This is a genomic window from Limnohabitans sp. DM1 (assembly GCF_001269385.1).
GTDB lineage: Bacteria > Pseudomonadota > Gammaproteobacteria > Burkholderiales > Burkholderiaceae_C > Limnohabitans_A.
Genome location: NZ_CXOO01000002.1, coordinates 1 through 16,893 on the forward strand (window position 1 = coordinate 1; position 16,893 = coordinate 16,893).

Genomic DNA, 16,893 nt, shown 5'->3' on the forward strand with positions numbered 1-16,893 from the left:
AGTCGTCTCCATTCCCGCCGTCAATGGTGTCGGCACCGTCCCCACCATCAACGATGTCGTTACCTTCGCCGCCGTTGATCGAGTCGTCGCCATTACCGCCGTCAATGGTGTCTGCGCCATCGCCACCATCAACGATGTCGTTRCCTTCGCCGCCGTTGATCGAGTCGTCGCCATTACCGCCGTCAATGGTGTCTGCGCCATCGCCACCATCAACGATGTCATTACCTTCGCCGCCGTTGATCGAGTCGTTGCCATTACCGCCGTCAATGGTGTCTGCGCCATCGCCACCTTCAACGATGTCGTTGCCTTCGCCGCCGTTGATCGAGTCGTCGCCATTACCGCCGTCAATGGTGTCTGCGCCATCGCCACCATCAACGATGTCGTTGCCTTCGCCGCCGTTGATCGAGTCGTCTCCATTACCGCCGTCAATGGTGTCTGCGCCATCGCCACCATCAACGATGTCGTTACCTTCGCCRCCGTTGATCGAGTCGTCGCCATTACCGCCGTCAATGGTGTCTGCACCATCGCCACCTTCAACGATGTCGTTACCTTCGCCCCCGTTGATCGAGTCGTCGCCATTACCGCCGTCTAAGCTGTCATTGCCGTCGCCACCGTCAACGATGTCGTTACCTTCGCCGCCGTTGATCGAGTCGTCTCCATTACCGCCGTCAATGGTGTCTGCGCCATCGCCACCATCAACGATGTCGTTGCCTTCGCCGCCGTTGATCGAGTCGTCGCCATTACCGCCGTCAATGGTGTCTGCGCCATCGCCACCATCAACGATGTCGTTACCTTCGCCGCCGTTGATCGAGTCGTCGCCGTTACCGCCGTCAATGGTGTCTGCGCCATCGCCACCGTCAACGATGTCGTTACCTTCACCGCCGTCAATGGAGTCGTCGCCATTACCACCGTCTAAGCTGTCATTGCCATCCCCACCGTCAACGATGTCGTTACCTTCGCCGCCGTTGATCGAGTCGTTGCCATTACCGCCGTCAATGGAGTCTGCACCATTTCCGCCGTCAATGGCGTCATTGCCATCGCCACCGTCAACGATGTCGTTACCTTCGCCGCCATTGATCGAGTCGTCGCCATTACCGCCGTCAATGGAGTCGGCACCGTCCCCACCATCAACGATGTCGTTACCTTCGCCGCCGTTGATCGAGTCGTCGCCATTACCGCCGTCAATGGAGTCGGCGCCATCGCCACCATCAACGATGTCGTTACCTTCGCCGCCATTGATCGAGTCGTCTCCATTACCGCCGTCAATGGAGTCTGCACCATYACCRCCGTCAACGATGTCGTTACCTTCGCCGCCATTGATCGAGTCGTCGCCATTACCGCCGTCAATGGAGTCKGMACCRTCCCCACCGTCAACGATGTCGTTRCCTTCGCCGCCRTTGATCGAGTCGTCGCCATTACCACCGTCTAAGCTGTCATTGCCRTCCCCACCGTCAACGATGTCGTTACCTTCGCCGCCGYTGATCGAGTCGTCGCCATTACCACCGTCTAAGCTGTCATTGCCATCCCCACCATCAACGATGTCGTTACCTTCGCCGCCGTTGATCGAGTCGTCTCCATTACCGCCGTCAATGGWGTCTGCACCATMTCCGCCGTCAATGGTGTCTGCGCCATCGCCACCGTCAACGATGTCGTTACCTTCGCCGCCATTGATCGAGTCGTCGCCATTACCGCCGTCAATGGAGTCGGCGCCATTACCRCCGTCAATGGWGTCTGCGCCATCGCCACCATCAACGATGTCGTTACCTTCGCCGCCGTTGATCGAGTCGTCGCCATTACCGCCGTCAATGGWGTCTGCGCCATCGCCACCATCAACGATGTCRTTACCTTCGCCGCCGTTGATCGAGTCGTTGCCATTACCGCCGTCAATGGTGTCTGCGCCATCGCCACCATCAACGATGTCATTACCTTCGCCGCCGTTGATCGAGTCGTTGCCATTTCCGCCGTCAATGGTGTCTGCGCCATCGCCACCTTCAACGATGTCGTTGCCTTCGCCGCCGCTGATCGAGTCGTTGCCATTACCGCCTTCAACGATGTCGTTACCTTCGCCCCCGTTGATCGAGTCGTCGCCATTACCGCCGTCTAAGCTGTCATTGCCGTCGCCACCGTCAACGATGTCGTTGCCTTCGCCGCCGTTGATCGAGTCGTCGCCATTACCGCCGTCAATGGTGTCTGCGCCATCGCCACCATCAACGATGTCGTTACCTTCGCCGCCGTTGATCGAGTCGTCGCCATTACCGCCGTCTAAGCTGTCATTGCCGTCGCCACCGTCAACGATGTCGTTGCCTTCACCGCCGTTGATCGAGTCGTCTCCATTACCGCCGTCAATGGTGTCGGCACCGTCCCCACCGTCAACGATGTCGTTGCCTTCGCCGCCGTTGATCGAGTCGTTGCCATTACCGCCGTCAATGGTGTCTGCGCCATCGCCACCGTCAACGATGTCGTTACCTTCGCCGCCATTGATCGAGTCGTCGCCATTACCGCCGTCAATGGAGTCGGCACCATTACCACCGTCAATGGTGTCTGCACCATCGCCACCATCAACGATGTCGTTACCTTCGCCGCCGTTGATCGAGTCGTTGCCATTACCGCCGTCAATGGAGTCTGCGCCATCGCCACCATCAACGATGTCATTACCTTCGCCGCCGTTGATCGAGTCGTTGCCATTACCGCCGTCAATGGTGTCTGCGCCATCGCCACCATCAACGATGTCGTTGCCTTCACCGCCGTTGATAGAGTCGTCGCCATTACCGCCGTCAATGGAGTCGGCACCGTCCCCACCGTCAACGATGTCGTTGCCTTCGCCGCCATTGATCGAGTCGTCTCCATTACCGCCGTCAATGGAGTCTGCACCATTACCGCCGTCTAAGGTGTCATTGCCAGCACCGCCTTGCATGGAGTCGTTGCCGTTGCCGCCGTTGATGCTGTCGTTGCCGCTGCCACCTGTATTGGTGTTATTTGTGCCTGTGCCTGTGCCTGTGCCTGTTCCTGTGCCAGTAGACAAACTCAAAGGGATATTGGTATTGGATTCATCTTGGTTGAAGTTGCCCGCAGCGTCGCTGAAGCTGTTGTTGGCAACCACGATGGTGGCACTGCTCACACCTGCAGTCGGAGTGAAGGTGGCTGTGTATTTGGTGCCGCTTCCTTGCCAGTTGCTCAATGTGCCCCCATTGACCCTGATATCACTGGGTCCGAAGTTGTCACTAGGCTTGCTCAGGGTGAATTTGATCGTGGCCGTTTCGCCATTGGCCAAACTATTTTTATCAGCCTCGATCACCACCTTGGGGGCCACAGTATCCACCATCATCTTGAGGGCGGTGGTGGTCGTTTCAATGCCATTTTTACGGACTGATGCAGTAAAGCTGTGGCTGCCATCGGCCAACGCCACCGCTGGCGTGAAGCTCCAGGCACCGCTGGAGTCTGCGGTGGTCGTACCCAAAACGACATCTCCGTCCCGGATGGTAATGACTGCTCCGACCGGGGCGCGGCCTGTAATCGTGGGCGTTTTGTCGTTGGTCAGCCTTGCTGAGTCGGGGTTTTCCGCGTTGTCTGTTGCAGAAGAGATTGTCAACTCTGTAATGGTCTCGGCTTCTGTTTTACGACCGACAGTTGCTGCCACAGCACCGGCCAGGCCCATTGCGGCTAAAACATGGTTAAACACCAGAATACCGATCGCCCCACTGGCATTCACTCCAATAAGTTCAGACCCGCCCAATGTCACTTTGACTAACTGACTGCCATCGAGCAAGTCAGGGATCAAACCTTTGACATCGGAGTTGTCCGGAAAATACTCGTAGAAGTTTCCATTTTCAGCCTGTCCAATCACCCCGTTGTAGCCTTGTGGCATCACTTCGTAGTAATCCTCAATGATCACATCAGCCTGTTGACTGCCTTCAAACAGGATGTGCAAGTTATTACGGACCCGCTTGACCTTGACAAATTCGGGCGCTACGCCATCAGATCTTTGCAAGTCTTGTAACTGGTACTTGGCTCCTTTTTGCGCCCTGATACGTAAGACATGACCCTGAGTACCCTGGCCTGCAATGAGGTCCAGTGATTCGTTGTTTTCAGCTTTGCCTGTGTTAACGATGACTTTGAATTTCTTTGACATGACAGTCCTTTTGAAACAAGTGTTTTGTGTTAGCAGCGAAAAATCTTTCTGTGGAACCTGCCGAAACCAGTCATGACAACTACATGAGTAATTGCCATTCGCTCACGGAGTCAACTCCTAGAGAGAGTTCAAGGCACTACTCCTAAACCACATCACAGTTAGTCACAGCACCTGCACAGCTTCCAATGGCTGGCAATTTTACTATTACTTTTAGAGTATTAATTAGAATTTATATATTGATTGAATATTTTTTATCAATTTTGTCAAAATTAACCATCGTTTTAAATGATTAAATTAATTTAAGATTGACAAAAATACTATTTTTACCAATTTTGAAATTCAACCAATTCTCTAATTTATAATTAAATAGCTGAAACACAGATTCATTAGCATGAAATGGCATCAAAGGAGCACTGGAATTGTTTTTTCAGGTGAAGCAAAGTCACCTGAAGCGGCACTATTCGAGGGGACTCAATCTGCTGACTGTGAATGAGCGACTGAATTACGCGCGCTGCCTAAGGGTCCGGCTGAGCAAGATCACCGGAATCAAACCCACCAGCACCAGCGCCAGCGAGGGCAAGGCCGCTTCGCCCAGGCGCTCATCGCGTGCCAGCTGGTAGGCCACCACGGCCAGGGTGTCGCTGTTGAAGGGGCGCAGCACCATGGTGGCGGGCAGCTCCTTCATCACGTCCACAAACACCAGCAAGGCGGCGGCGATGGTGGTGCGTTGCAACAAGGGGGCATGCACGCGGCGCATCAGGCCCCAGCCGGTCACGCCCAGCATGCGGGCTGAGTCGTCCAGACTAGCCGGAATGCGCGCATAACCGCTTTGCACCGACTGCAAAGCCACTGCACAAAAGCGCACCAGGTAAGCCCAGACCAAGCCAAGTGATGTGGCCGTGATCCAGGCCCCCGCCGACGAGGCAGGCCAGGTTTGCTGAATCCAGCCCACGGGCAAGAGCAAACCCACCACCACCACCGCACCGGGGATGGCATAACCCAAGCCGACCAGCTGGATCGCGCCCTGGCTGATGCGGTCAGCCCGGGTGCGCACGCTGAAAGCCAGCGCCAGCGCCACGCCCACCGCCAGCACCGCCGTGATGGCGCCCAGTCGCAAGCTGGTCCAGGCCCACTGGCCAAAGCGCTCCCAGGGCATCTCGGTCGTCTCGCCCACAAAAGCCCGCAGCATGATGAGCACCGGCAGCACAAAGCCCAGCAGCACGGGCAAGCTGCACACCGTCCACGCCAGCACGCGGCGCGTGCCGTGCAGCTGCACCGGCTGCGCCTCAGCCGAGCCCTGGCGCGAGCCGCGCCCTTGGTTAAAACGCATGCGTTTTTGGGCGCGTTGCTCCAGCTGCAGCAACACCACCACCACGGCCAGCAGCACCGTGGCCAGTTGGGCCGCAGCGATGCGGTTGTCCATGGACAGCCAGGCTTTGTAAATGCCCGCCGTGAAGGTCTGGATGCCGAAGTAGCTGGACACACCAAAGTCGGCCAGGGTTTCCATGAGCGCCAGCGCCACCCCTGCCGCCACGGCGGGGCGGGCCAACGGCAAGGCGATTTCGCGAATGCGACGGGACAAAGGCGCGCCCAGCAGGCGGGCCGCTTCCATCAAACCCGAGGCCCGCTCCACCAAGGCGGTGCGGGCCAGCAAATAAACATAGGGGTAAAGCGACATAGTGAACACCAGCGCCGCGCCCCAGACGCTGCGCACATCGGGCCACAAGCGGCCTTGCAAACCCAGCGCCTCACGTAAAGCCACCTGCAGCGGCCCGCTGAACTGCAAAAAATCGGTGTAGGCGTACGCCACCACATAGGCTGGCATGGCCAGCGGCAAAAGCAGCAGCCATTCAAAAACGCCGCGCCCCGGAAAATCAAACAAGGTCACCAAGGCGGCGGTGGCCAAGCCCAGCACCGTCACACCGACCGCCACCATCAGGCACAGGCCCAGCGTGGTCAGCGCGTAATCGGGCAGCACGGTGGCGGCCATCTCGCGCAAGATGCTGGCGCTCTCGCCACTCCACTGCAGCCACGAGCCGAGCACGGCCAACACAGGCAAGGCCAAAGCCAGCGCCAGCAGGGCAAAGAGCAAGGAGGGGAGACCCGATAAACGGCGGGCCAAGGTGGTCAGCATATCGGGGCTATTGTAGAAGGCGCACCATGTGCCATTTTTGGACTTTTCACCCAAGCCCGCTTGTCATTTCAGGCCCGAAGCGGGAACCTTGTCATCTTGAAAAGTCTGGGTGAGGGGTCGAGCCCGGGGTGAACACATACAGCAGCAGCGCAGTCTCATCCCACCGTCAGTGCAGCGGATTGCCCAAAGCCGCCGCCCGCAACTTGTCCTTCTTGCTCGGCCGAGATCCCTTGATGCCGCCATTGCCCGGTGATGGCGGTGGCGGGGTTTCGGTGGGCTCAAAGCCTGGAATTTGCTCCAAAGCGAGTTCCAGGCTTTCGCGTTTCTGGATCAGCTGCCAGTGCGCCAGCGCTGCAGCCGTGACAAAGCTCACCGCGTCGCCATGCGCCCCCGCCCTGCCCGTGCGGCCGATGCGGTGGGTGTAATCGGTGGCCGATCGCGGCAGGTCGTAGTTGACCACCACGGGCAGCATGGCGATGTCGATGCCACGCGAGGCCAGATCGGTGGTGACCACCACGTCCCAACGGCCGGCCTTGAATTCGCTCAAGACTTCCTGACGTGCGCCTTGGCTCATCTCGCCATGAAAAGGCGTGGCAAACACCCCCGCTTTGTAGAGCTTGTTGGCCACATGCTCGCAGGCGTAGCGCGTGGCCACAAAAACCAGCACCTGCTTCCAACTTTTCTCGGTGATCAGGTGGCGCAGCAAGGCGGTGCGGCTTTTCTCGTCCACGGCAATGGCGCGCTGGGTGATGTCGGGCTTGTGGCCTTCAAAGGCGTCCACTGTGATGCGAACCGGATCGCGCAGCAGCTTGGCCGCCAAGGCTTCCACCTCGGGCGCAAAGGTCGCAGAAAACAAGAGCGTCTGGCGTTTGGCAGGCAGCAGTGCCAGCACGCGCTGCAACTCGTCTGCAAAGCCCAAGTCGAGCAAGCGGTCGGCTTCGTCCAGCACCAGGTGCTGCACATCGGCCAGGCGCAAAGCATTCTGATCGATCAAATCCAGCAAACGGCCGGGTGTGGCGACCACGATGTCGGCCCCACCGCGCAGCGCCATCATTTGCGGGTTGACCGAGACGCCACCAAACACCGTGTTCACCTTGAGCGACTGCGGCAGCTTGTAGGCCAGGTTGGCCAACACTTCGCCCACTTGCACCGCCAGCTCGCGCGTGGGCACCAACACCAATGTGCGCACAGGGCGGCGGAAATTGGTCTGCCGGGGCGAGGCCAGCAGGTGCTGTAACAGCGGCAGCGCAAAAGCCAGCGTCTTGCCCGAACCCGTGGGCGCAGTGGCCCACACGTCGGCCGACTTCAAAACCGCCGGAATCGCCTCGGCTTGGATGGGGGTGGGGGCGTACAAGCCCATGTCACCCACTGCGCGTTGCAGCGCGGGGGACAGGCCCAATGGGCCAAAACTCAAGGTCATGCTTGATCCTCAAAAAAATGCTGCCCGTTAAGGATCAAGGTGAAACGGCTCATCGCTCATCACCCTCCAGAGGAGAACGTTCGGGCACCATCGCCAAAAAGCTGGCCAAATCGCCCGGCTTGGCCGCACCGGAACGTTCGGCAAAAAAAGCCACTGCGTTGAGGGCCGACACCTTTTCAGCAACGGCCACGGTGATGAACTGGTTGAGCGAAGCCTGATCTTGTTCCGCCAACTTGCGCGCATGGGCATACAAAGAATCGGGCAAACGAAGCGCAAAGGTACTCATACGGCATCCTCCAAAAAAGCCAAAGCCTGGGCTGGTGTTTTGACAGCCAGGCCAAAGCGTGGCGCGGCGATCGAAAAATCTTTCACATTCAAGGTGACCAGGGCATGTACCCGCGCGTTGACAGCGGCCTCCAGCACCATCTCATCACCCGGGTCGCGCAACTGTGGCCGCCAGATGTAATGCAAGCTCACCGGCTCCACCCAAAGGGCCAAGGCGGACAAAAACGCATCGACCTGCTCAACAGAAAAACCATGCAAGGCCCGTATCGCATCGCGCTTGAGCACCGACTCGTATTCGAGCCACAAAGCAGGCGACGCCACCACGCGCAAACGCGCCGAAGCCACCGCTTGAAGCAATGCATAAGACGCGCCCCGAGCACTGCTCAAGGCAGCAACCAGCACGAGGGTGTCCAACAACACGGTTTTCATGATGTTGCCAATGATATCAGCGAATTATGCAACCCTGAACTCTGCCCCTCTTTGCGCCCCTTCTATATGATCGGGAAGCGTCAACCTCGATGCCAGAAGGCGACCCCAAATGGAGAAATGTCAGCGTCATGTCGTCACCCACGAAAAATTGAATACTTTTTAGGGCTTAAACCAGGTGGCAAGGCCTTTAGAAGCACGTTTTGCAAATTGCAAAAGCAGCTGGCTGCTCACTCAGCGCTAGGCCCACAACGCTGAAAAAAGAACAGCAATGATTGCGAACGACACGCTGAAAAGTCATGAGTTTTTGGCCGACATGCTCAAAGACGCGTACTTTCGAACGGCATTGATTCAAAAGGGTCAAAAAATTTTGCTTCGACTTTGCGAAAAAATTGAAGCCGAGCGCCCAAACGATCTGGCAGCACTCTACGCAATCACCCACGCATCCACCGAAGAATTCAATGCATTGGCTGAGGAGTTCGAGGATCAAGACAGTGAAATCGAGACCGCAGCACGGGATAGCATCGGTTGAGACTTTGCACACATTGCCAAGGCCTACGGTTTTGATGCTGACATTGAAGAACTGATCAGCACCCGAGCCTGGTGAACCTCACAGCGTAACGAGGAACTAGGCGAGCATGAATAACCTAGCGAATAATGACCAATGGCCCGAGGCTATCGGCCAGTAGGCCCCAACCGGGTTTCTAAGACTTCACAGCGATTAAGTCCATCATGAACAAGGCACTCCACACCACTGAGGCGATTGAAACACTGCCGGATGGGCGATGCATTTCGTATTGTGATTACGGGCACCCAGATGGCATTCCCATCTTTCAATTTCACGGCACACCAGGCTCCCGAATTTTCGGCTTGGACAGTGAGGAAGTGTCTGCAGCCGGACTGCGAATACTGACTCCAGAGCGTCCTGGATACGGGAAGTCCTCTCCAAAACCCGATGCCGCTGCCGTGGCTGATTGGGTGCAGGACATTCAAATGTTGGCTGATCAACTGAACTTGGATCGCTTTCACGTACTCGGCGTTTCAGGGGGCGGGCCATTTGCACTCGCCTGCGCCGCCCTACTGCCTCAACGCGTCATCACTGCAACCGTCGTCGCAAGTCCTGCCCCCATGACAACGACCGGTTTTTGGACTGGCTTATCCGTCGTGAATCGAGTGGTGTTTTTTATTTCACGGTATGCGACTTTCTTATTGCCCCTGCTGAGCACTGTAATGGCAGCACTCATGAAAGATCGCGGGGGAGCTTCTACACATCAAGGAGAAGCATTTCGTCAAGGCGGCATCGGACTGAAAACTGACCTCCAGCTCATCACAAAAAACTGGAATTTCCTGCTGGAATCCATCCGAGTTCCCGTGTATTGGTGGCACGGGGAACGTGACAATTTGGCATCACCTGCAGCCGAGAAGGAACTCGCGAAAATCATTCCTTCATGCGAACCAAACTTCGAGGCAGCGTGTGGGCATTTCATTCTCAGAGATCCTGGCATTGCTCAAAAAATACTGGAGCGCCTGCTCGCGGCACCTGTGTTTCGAACGCAAGAGCAAACGGACACCGCACAGGAAATTGTGTTGCATCGGTGACGGGTCCGCTGGCCTTGATATCACTCAATGGCGGAAGTGCCGCACACCAGTAAACACCATGGCCACGCCGCGCTCGTTGGCCGCGTCAATCACTTCCTGGTCGCGCATCGAGCCGCCGGGCTGGGCCACGCAGGTCGCGCCAGCGTCCACCACCACATCCAGGCCGTCGCGGAAGGGGAAGAAGGCGTCGCTGGCGACCACGGTGTGTTGCAGGCTGAGCTTGGCGGCTTCGGCCTTGATGCTGGCGATGCGGGCGGAGTCGAGGCGGCTCATTTGGCCAGCGCCCACGCCCATGGTCATGCCGTTTTTGCAGAACACGATGGCGTTGGATTTGACGAATTTGGCCACTTTCCAAGCGAACAGCAGGTCATGCAGTTCTTCATGGGTGGGTTGCTTGACGGTGACGATCTTCATGTCGGTCAAAGCTAACTCGTGGTTGTCCGCGCTTTGCAGCAACAGACCTGAGCCCACGCGTTTGGTTTCGAGTGCGTTGCGCACATCGCCGTAATTGGCAGGCAGCGCGATTTTCATCAAGCGCACATTGACTTTGCTCTTGAACACTTCGAGCGCTTCGGCGCTGAAGTCGGGGGCCATCAACACTTCAACAAACTGCTTACTCACCGCTTCGGCAGCAGCTTTATCCACAGGGCGGTTGAAGGCGATGATGCCGCCGAAGGCGCTGGTGGGGTCGGTCTGGAAGGCTTTGCTGTAGGCCTCGAGTGCCGTGGCACCCACCGCCACGCCGCAGGGGTTGGCGTGTTTGACGATCACACACGCGGTGGTCTCAAAGCTCTTGACACATTCCCACGCCGCATCCGCATCGGCGATGTTGTTGTAGCTGAGTTCTTTGCCTTGCAACTGCACGCCGGTCGCTAGGGACCCGGCAGCGGGCGCCAGATCGCGGTACCAAGCGGCTTGCTGGTGGCTGTTCTCGCCGTAGCGCAGGTCTTGCACCTTGACGTATTGCTCGTTGAATTGGCCTGAGAACTGGGCACGCTCGGGCACGTAGTCTTCGCTCAGCTTCTCGGCTTCGAAGTTCACGCTCGACAAGTAGTTGCTGATCGCGCCGTCGTATTGGCTGATGCGGTTGAACGCGGCCACCGACAGGGCAAAGCGCAGTTTGTCGCTCAACTTGCCGTTGGACTTCAGCTCAACGATCACATCGGCGTATTGGCTCGCGTCGGTGACGATGCCCACGTCTTTCCAGTTTTTGGCGGCAGAGCGCACCATGGCTGGGCCACCGATGTCGATGTTCTCGATCGCGTCGGCCAGTGTGCAACCGGCCTTGGCCACAGTGGCTTCAAACGGGTAGAGGTTGACGATGAGCAAATCAATCGTGTCGATGTTGTGCGCTTTCAAAGCAGCCATGTGCTCGGGCGTGTCGCGGCGGGCCAGCAGGCCGCCGTGCACCTTGGGGTGCAGTGTTTTGACGCGGCCGTCCAGCATTTCGGGGAAACCAGTGACTTCGGCCACTTCGGTCACGGGCAGGCCTTGCTCGGCCAGCAGTTTGGCGGTGCCGCCGGTGGAGATCAGGCCCACGCCCAAGGCGTGCAGTGCTTTGGCCAGGTCAACGATGCCGGTTTTGTCAGAGACGGAGATGAGGGCTCTCATGGGGACTTTCTTCAAAATTCAGAGGTATTCAAGGCGGGGCCGGGGTAAAGGGTTCCGGCAGATATTCAAGTGGGCTGGGCGGCAGCAGGCCGAGCCAGCTTCATTTCAACAAATCGTGTTCGAGCAGTTTCTTGCGCAAGGTATTGCGGTTCAGACCCAGCCATTCGGCCGCGCGCGACTGGTTCTGGCCCGACTGGGTCATCACCACGTCAAGCAGCGGCTTTTCGACCAGTTTGACCAGCATGTCATAAAGGCCTGTGGGGTCGGTGCCGTCCAGGTCGCGGAAGTAAATGTCCAGGTTGTCCCGGATGCAGTTTTCAATGGATTGGGGTTCGCTCATGGCGTGGTCTCTAAATCGGTGCAGGCCTGAAGGCGCAGGGCCTGGCGCTGGGGCAGACGCTCCATCTGATCGGCCATGCCGTCCAGATAAGCGGCCACGGCGGCCAGTTGCCCAGCTGCAGTCTCCAAGGTGTTCATGTGTTCGCGAAAGGCGTCGCCACCGGGCAGCGTGCGCACATACCAGCCGATGTGTTTGCGCGCAGAGCGCACACCGGTGTATTCGCCGTACAGGCCATAGTGGTCTTGCAGGTGTTCCAGCAGGGCGCGGCGCACCTCGGCCACCAGCGGCGGCGCCAGGTGTTCGCCCGTTGCCAAAAAGTGGTCAATCTCGCGAAAAATCCAGGGGCTGCCCTGCGCGGCGCGGCCAATCATCACGGCATCGGCGCCGGTGAACTTGAGCACATCGCGGGCTTTTTCGGGTGAATCCACATCGCCATTGGCCACCACCGGGATGCGCAAAGCGGCCTTAACGGCGGCCACGGTCTCGTATTCGGCCCAGCCTTTGTAGCCTTGCTCGCGGGTGCGGCCGTGCACGGTGACCATTTGCACCCCCGCGCTTTCGGCGGCCCGGGCCAGGCTCAGGGCGTTTTTTTCGGCGTCGCACCAACCGGTGCGCATTTTCAAAGTGACGGGCACACCGTGCGGCAAAGCCGCTTCGACCACCGCGCTGATGATCTCCAGCGCCAGCGGCTCGTCTTGCATCAGGGCCGATCCAGCCCATTTGTTGCAGACTTTTTTGGCCGGGCAGCCCATGTTGATGTCGATGATTTGCGCGCCCCGGTCGATGTTGTAGCGGGCAGCATCGGCCATCATCTGCGCCTCGGTGCCTGCAATTTGCACAGCAATCGGGCCGGGCTCGCCGTCGTGGTTGGCGCGGCGCGAGGTCTTGAGCGAAGCCCACAAGTCAGGCCGCGAGGTCACCATTTCGCTCACCGCATAGCCCGCCCCAAACTGCCTGCACAGCTGGCGAAACGGCCGGTCGGTCACCCCCGCCATGGGGGCGACAAACAAGTTGTTCGGCAATAGGAAAGGGCCAATCTGCATGACTGGAAGGTGTGCTGAAAAAAGGAATGCTTAAAAAGTAGGCACGATTGTAGTTGCTTAATATTTCAGCAACTGAAAGCGAAATGTGCTAGAGCGCATCCAAATGTTTGTGAATCCGGTGAACCATTGGTCATCATCCCACCATGGCTAAGTGTTGCGCTTGTACCTATGTCGCAGGAATCAAACAGACCGGATGGCACGGGCTACCGCTTCTGCCACCTTGATACCGTCCACGCCCGCCGACAAAATGCCGCCCGCATAGCTGGCACCTTCGCCCGCCGGGTAAAGACCACGGGTGTTGAGACTCTGAAAATCTTCACCGCGTTGGATTTTGAGTGGTGACGAGGTGCGCGTTTCCACCCCGGTCATGACCGCATCATGCATGTCATAGCCCTTGATCTTGCGGCCAAACACCGGCAGCGCTTCGCGCATGGCGGCCAACGCAAAGCCCGGCAACACCTCGGCCAAATCGACCAGCTTCACGCCGGGTTTGTAAGACGGTTGCACGCTGCCCCAGGTGGTAGAGGGGCGCTGCGCCAAAAAGTCGCCCACCAGTTGGCCGGGCGCTTCGTAGTTGCTGCCGCCCACCTCAAAGGCGCGGGTTTCGAGTTGGCGCTGCAGCACGATGCCCGCCAGCGGGTGCGCTTGGGGGGGCTGCTGCGCGGCCAATGCTTGGGCTTCTTGCGCCAGCTGCACGCCGTCCTGCTCGCCAAAGGCGGCTTGCCAGGCGGCGGTATCCAGCGGGTAATCGGGCGGGTCGATGGCCACCACCATGCCCGCGTTGGCATTTCGCTCGTTGCGCGAGTACTGGCTCATACCGTTGGTGACCACGCGGCCCGGCTCGCTGGTGGCGGCCACCACCGTGCCGCCGGGGCACATGCAAAAGCTGTAGACCGCGCGGCCGTTTTGCGCGTGGTGCACGAGCTTGTAATCGGCCGCGCCCAGCAGCGGGTGGCCTGCGTGGCGGCCCCAGCGGGCTTGGTCGATCACGCGTTGCGGGTGCTCGATGCGCACGCCTATCGAAAACGCCTTGGCCTGCATGGCCACGCCACGGCGGTGCAGCATGACAAAAGTGTCGCGCGAGCTGTGGCCCAGGGCCAATACCGCGTGGCGCGTGGGCAGAGTATGGCTTTGGCCGGTTTGCTGGTCCAGTACCTGCAAACCGATGAGTTGATGCCCGCCATCTGCGGGCGAGAGCAGCACATCGCTCACGCGCTGCTCAAAACGGATCTCGCCGCCCAGTGCGATGATTTGTTCGCGGATGTGCTCGACCACCTTGACCAACTTGAAGGTCCCGATGTGCGGGTGCGCGGCGTACAGGATGTCGGCGGGCGCGCCGGCTTTGACGAACTCATGAATGACCTTGCGGCCCAGGTGGCGCGGGTCCTTGATCTGGCTGTAGAGCTTGCCGTCACTGAAGGTGCCTGCGCCGCCTTCGCCAAACTGCACATTGCTTTCGGGGTTGAGCACTTTTTTACGCCACAGGCCCCAGGTGTCCTTGGTGCGTTCACGCACCGGCTTGCCGCGCTCGAGCACGATGGGCCGAAAGCCCATTTGCGCGAGGGCCAGCGCAGCGAACATGCCGCATGGCCCAAAGCCCACCACCACAGGGCGCTCGCCGTCTTGCATGCCAAAGCCTGCGCAAGCGTAGCTTGGCGCATGCCAGGCCATGTCGGGCGTGGGCTGAATGTGCGGGTTTTTCTCGAACTGCTGCAACAAGGCCGCTTCGGCCTGCGCATGGGTCAGTGTGATGTCGACAATGAACACCGCCAGCAACTCGGCCTTGCGGGCATCAAAGCTGCGCTTGAAGACCTGCAGCGTGACGATGTCGGCTTGTTCAATGCCCAAGGCCTTGGCCACCAGCTGGCGCAAGGCCGCTTCGGGGTGGGGCGGCGGGATGCGGTCTTGGTCGGTTTCTGTGGGCGCGTCGGCAGCGCGACGCATTTCAACCGGCAGGGCCGACAAGGGAAGTTTGAGTTCAGAAATTCGGATCATGGTCGTGGCTTGTGGTTATCAAGCAAGAAGCCGTGATTATCTCAGGCAGGCAAAGCGCTTTTGGACCTTGAAGGCATGGGGTGGGTGATAATCTGAGTCGTGAAGCACGCCAGACCGCCGCTGGTGCAATCTCCGAAAGGAGGCACTGGAGGAACGTCCGGACTGCACAGGACAGCGTAGGAGGTAACACCTCTCCACCGTGAGGTGAGGATCAGAGCAACAGAGACGAGCCGATTGAGTTCGGGTGAAACGGGCAATCTCTACGCGCAGCAATACCAAGTAGGCCAACGTTGATGTGGTTCCGCAGAGTTGGCGGGTAGGTAGCACCGAGCCGGGTGGGCAACCCCCGGCCCAGAGTAATGGCGGTCACGCAGCGGGCAACTGCTGTGCACAGAATCCGGCTTATCGGCGGGCTTCACACTTATTCAAACGCGACCAGGGTGATCGCGTGTTTTCGCAGACAACAAAAAACCCGTCGAGGCGGGTTTTTTTGTGGGCGGTCAAAAACCAGTCAGCCGCGTGAAGGCATCAAGGTGCCCGCCAGCGCAAACACCGAATTGGGTGCGGTGATCTTCAAATTGCTTTTGGGCTTGGCAAACACGCCTCGCTTGACGACAGGCTGTGGTGCGGGCTCCACGGTGACGCCTTTGGTGCGCTGCTCTGCCACCAATTGGCGAAGGCTGATGGATTGCAGGTGGGTCAGCATTTTCTCGTTCAGGCTGGCCCACAGCTCGCTGTTCATCCAGCTGCCATCGGCTCCTGCTTCGTCGTCGGATGGCGCATCCACAGCGCCCACGATGTCGGCCATAGTGATTTTTTCGGCATTGCGCGACAGCGAATAACCGCCGCCTGGGCCGCGTGTGCTCTCGACCAGGCCTTGCTGGCGCAACTTGCTGAACAGCTGTTCCAGGTAGGACAGCGAAATTTGGTGGCGCACGCTGATGGCGGCCAGCGATACAGGGCCGCGGTCTTCGCGCAGGGCGACGTCGATCATGGCGGTGACGGCAAATCGGCTCTTGGTGCTCAAACGCATGGTGTGCTCCTTAATTCGTTGGACAAACCCTCATGGGCATTGCCCCGGTCACGGGCTGCGGGGTACGCAAATGTGACTGAATGGTAATTTTCTCAGACTCTTGACACAAATGGGGATTGCCCGTTTGATTTCAAGGGTAAATCCTGTGCGTTTTTGTCGGAAATCAACTAGAAGCGTTCGTAGTCTTCCAGTTGCCGCCATTGACCGGGCTCCAGAGGGGCCAGGCTCAGTCGGCCCACCCGCTGACGGCGCAGGTCCTGCAGGGGGCATTGTTCGTCCAGCCAGCGGCCCAACTCCAGCCCATCGATGTCTTTGCCCGCGATGCGCAGCACCGTGAGTTGCTCGGTCTGGCGGTTGATGCTGGCGCGGATACCCGGGCCGTTCAGGGCCTTGATCAGGCCGCCTGGTACTTCGCCGCCCACGGTGGCCATCCATTCTTGCTCCATGGGGCTGCGGCGGTCTTCCAGGTGGCGCATCACAGCCACGTCATCTGTGAAGATGCACAGCCCGCTGGCGGGTTTGGCCAAGGGCAGCGGCATTTGCATCTTGGCCAGGCGCTCGGGGCCCCACATGCCAGGCTGGGGGGCTTTGAGGCCCACGGTGTCCTGCAGCCAGGCCAGGTTGGCCACCCGGTGGGCGGGTTTGAACAGCACCAGGGTCATGGGGGCCAGTGCCGCCATGGAGACCAGGCGGTTGACTTGAACAGTTTGCTCGGGCCGCACACGCCGGGCCGGGTCGGTCACGACTTTGCCCGCCACCTGCACACCACCGGCCACGATCAGGGCTTCGGCTTCGCGGCGCGAGCAGTTTTGCTCGGCGGCCACGCGTTTGGCCAGGCGGATGCCTTCTTCAGAGGAAATCATCGATGCTTTCAAAAA

Annotated in this window: 12 protein-coding genes, 1 other RNA gene and 1 pseudogene; 3 read left to right on the forward strand and 11 right to left on the reverse strand. The window is 59.0% G+C overall.

Going from position 1 to position 16,893, the window contains the following annotated elements:
* From AMM33_RS00010 to AMM33_RS00030, 5 genes are all read right to left on the reverse strand, one after another.
* Nucleotides 1-4,129 (reverse strand): beta strand repeat-containing protein (locus AMM33_RS00010; protein WP_090137668.1); only part of this gene is annotated, 4,129 nt, incomplete at its 3' end.
* A gap of 502 nt (nt 4,130-4,631) precedes the next feature.
* Nucleotides 4,632-6,263 (reverse strand): ABC transporter permease, encoded by a 1,632-nt coding sequence (locus tag AMM33_RS00015; RefSeq protein ID WP_090137670.1) that lies wholly within the window; start codon nt 6,261-6,263, stop codon nt 4,632-4,634.
* Nucleotides 6,264-6,429: 166 nt separating this feature from the next.
* Nucleotides 6,430-7,677 carry a DEAD/DEAH box helicase gene (locus AMM33_RS00020; protein ID WP_090137758.1) on the reverse strand — a complete coding sequence of 416 codons (1,248 nt, stop codon included), beginning with the start codon at nt 7,675-7,677 and terminating at the stop codon, nt 6,430-6,432.
* A gap of 55 nt (nt 7,678-7,732) precedes the next feature.
* Nucleotides 7,733-7,969 carry a toxin-antitoxin system HicB family antitoxin gene (locus AMM33_RS00025; protein WP_090137672.1) on the reverse strand — a complete coding sequence of 79 codons (237 nt, stop codon included), beginning with the start codon at nt 7,967-7,969 and terminating at the stop codon, nt 7,733-7,735.
* A complete protein-coding gene (locus AMM33_RS00030) occupies nt 7,966-8,397 on the reverse strand; it encodes a putative toxin-antitoxin system toxin component, PIN family (RefSeq protein ID WP_090137674.1) in 432 nt (143 codons plus the stop codon). The genes AMM33_RS00025 and AMM33_RS00030 overlap by 4 nt, the downstream gene beginning before the upstream one ends.
* Nucleotides 8,398-8,665: 268 nt before the next feature.
* Here AMM33_RS00030 and AMM33_RS00035 point away from each other — a divergent pair.
* Together AMM33_RS00035 and AMM33_RS00040 are read left to right on the forward strand one after the other, a co-directional pair.
* A pseudogene (locus AMM33_RS00035) lies at nt 8,666-9,001 on the forward strand (DUF5713 family protein).
* 125 nt (nt 9,002-9,126) lie between these two features.
* Nucleotides 9,127-9,993: an alpha/beta fold hydrolase gene (locus tag AMM33_RS00040; protein WP_090137675.1), complete on the forward strand. Its 867-nt coding sequence runs from the start codon at nt 9,127-9,129 to the stop codon at nt 9,991-9,993.
* Nucleotides 9,994-10,017: 24 nt separating this feature from the next.
* On the opposite strand, the gene purH is transcribed toward AMM33_RS00040, so the two are convergent.
* From purH to AMM33_RS00060, 4 genes are all read right to left on the reverse strand, one after another.
* Nucleotides 10,018-11,604 carry a bifunctional phosphoribosylaminoimidazolecarboxamide formyltransferase/IMP cyclohydrolase gene (gene purH, locus AMM33_RS00045; RefSeq protein ID WP_090137677.1) on the reverse strand — a complete coding sequence of 529 codons (1,587 nt, stop codon included), beginning with the start codon at nt 11,602-11,604 and terminating at the stop codon, nt 10,018-10,020.
* A gap of 100 nt (nt 11,605-11,704) precedes the next feature.
* Nucleotides 11,705-11,944: a Fis family transcriptional regulator gene (locus tag AMM33_RS00050; protein ID WP_053171959.1), complete on the reverse strand. Its 240-nt coding sequence runs from the start codon at nt 11,942-11,944 to the stop codon at nt 11,705-11,707.
* Nucleotides 11,941-12,987: a tRNA dihydrouridine synthase DusB gene (gene dusB, locus AMM33_RS00055; protein WP_090137679.1), complete on the reverse strand. Its 1,047-nt coding sequence runs from the start codon at nt 12,985-12,987 to the stop codon at nt 11,941-11,943. Before dusB ends, AMM33_RS00050 begins: the two co-directional genes overlap by 4 nt.
* Nucleotides 12,988-13,167: 180 nt before the next feature.
* Entirely contained in the window at nt 13,168-14,982 is a 1,815-nt protein-coding gene (locus AMM33_RS00060) for an NAD(P)/FAD-dependent oxidoreductase (protein WP_090137681.1), read from the reverse strand.
* A gap of 101 nt (nt 14,983-15,083) precedes the next feature.
* Between AMM33_RS00060 and rnpB the strand changes: the two genes are divergently transcribed.
* Nucleotides 15,084-15,403: RNase P RNA component class A (rnpB, locus tag AMM33_RS00065), an RNA gene on the forward strand.
* 90 nt (nt 15,404-15,493) lie between these two features.
* Here the strand turns inward: rnpB and AMM33_RS00070 are convergent.
* Nucleotides 15,494-16,015 (reverse strand): Rrf2 family transcriptional regulator, encoded by a 522-nt coding sequence (locus tag AMM33_RS00070; RefSeq protein WP_090137683.1) that lies wholly within the window; start codon nt 16,013-16,015, stop codon nt 15,494-15,496.
* 167 nt (nt 16,016-16,182) lie between these two features.
* Nucleotides 16,183-16,878, reverse strand: a complete 696-nt coding sequence (locus tag AMM33_RS00075; RefSeq protein WP_090137684.1) for a S4 domain-containing protein — start codon at nt 16,876-16,878, stop codon at nt 16,183-16,185.
* Nucleotides 16,879-16,893: the final 15 nt, after the last annotated feature.

Coding starts and splice junctions, on each gene's coding strand:
- AMM33_RS00070 (WP_090137683.1), bottom strand. CDS start 16,015: ATGCGTTTGAGCACCAAGAGCCGATTTGCCGTCACCGCCATGATCGAC.
- dusB (WP_090137679.1), bottom strand. CDS start 12,987: ATGCAGATTGGCCCTTTCCTATTGCCGAACAACTTGTTTGTCGCCCCC.
- AMM33_RS00075 (WP_090137684.1), bottom strand. CDS start 16,878: ATGATTTCCTCTGAAGAAGGCATCCGCCTGGCCAAACGCGTGGCCGCC.
- AMM33_RS00050 (WP_053171959.1), bottom strand. CDS start 11,944: ATGAGCGAACCCCAATCCATTGAAAACTGCATCCGGGACAACCTGGAC.
- AMM33_RS00040 (WP_090137675.1), top strand. CDS start 9,127: ATGAACAAGGCACTCCACACCACTGAGGCGATTGAAACACTGCCGGAT.
- AMM33_RS00015 (WP_090137670.1), bottom strand. CDS start 6,263: ATGCTGACCACCTTGGCCCGCCGTTTATCGGGTCTCCCCTCCTTGCTC.
- AMM33_RS00030 (WP_090137674.1), bottom strand. CDS start 8,397: ATGAAAACCGTGTTGTTGGACACCCTCGTGCTGGTTGCTGCCTTGAGC.
- AMM33_RS00060 (WP_090137681.1), bottom strand. CDS start 14,982: ATGATCCGAATTTCTGAACTCAAACTTCCCTTGTCGGCCCTGCCGGTT.
- AMM33_RS00025 (WP_090137672.1), bottom strand. CDS start 7,969: ATGAGTACCTTTGCGCTTCGTTTGCCCGATTCTTTGTATGCCCATGCG.
- purH (WP_090137677.1), bottom strand. CDS start 11,604: ATGAGAGCCCTCATCTCCGTCTCTGACAAAACCGGCATCGTTGACCTG.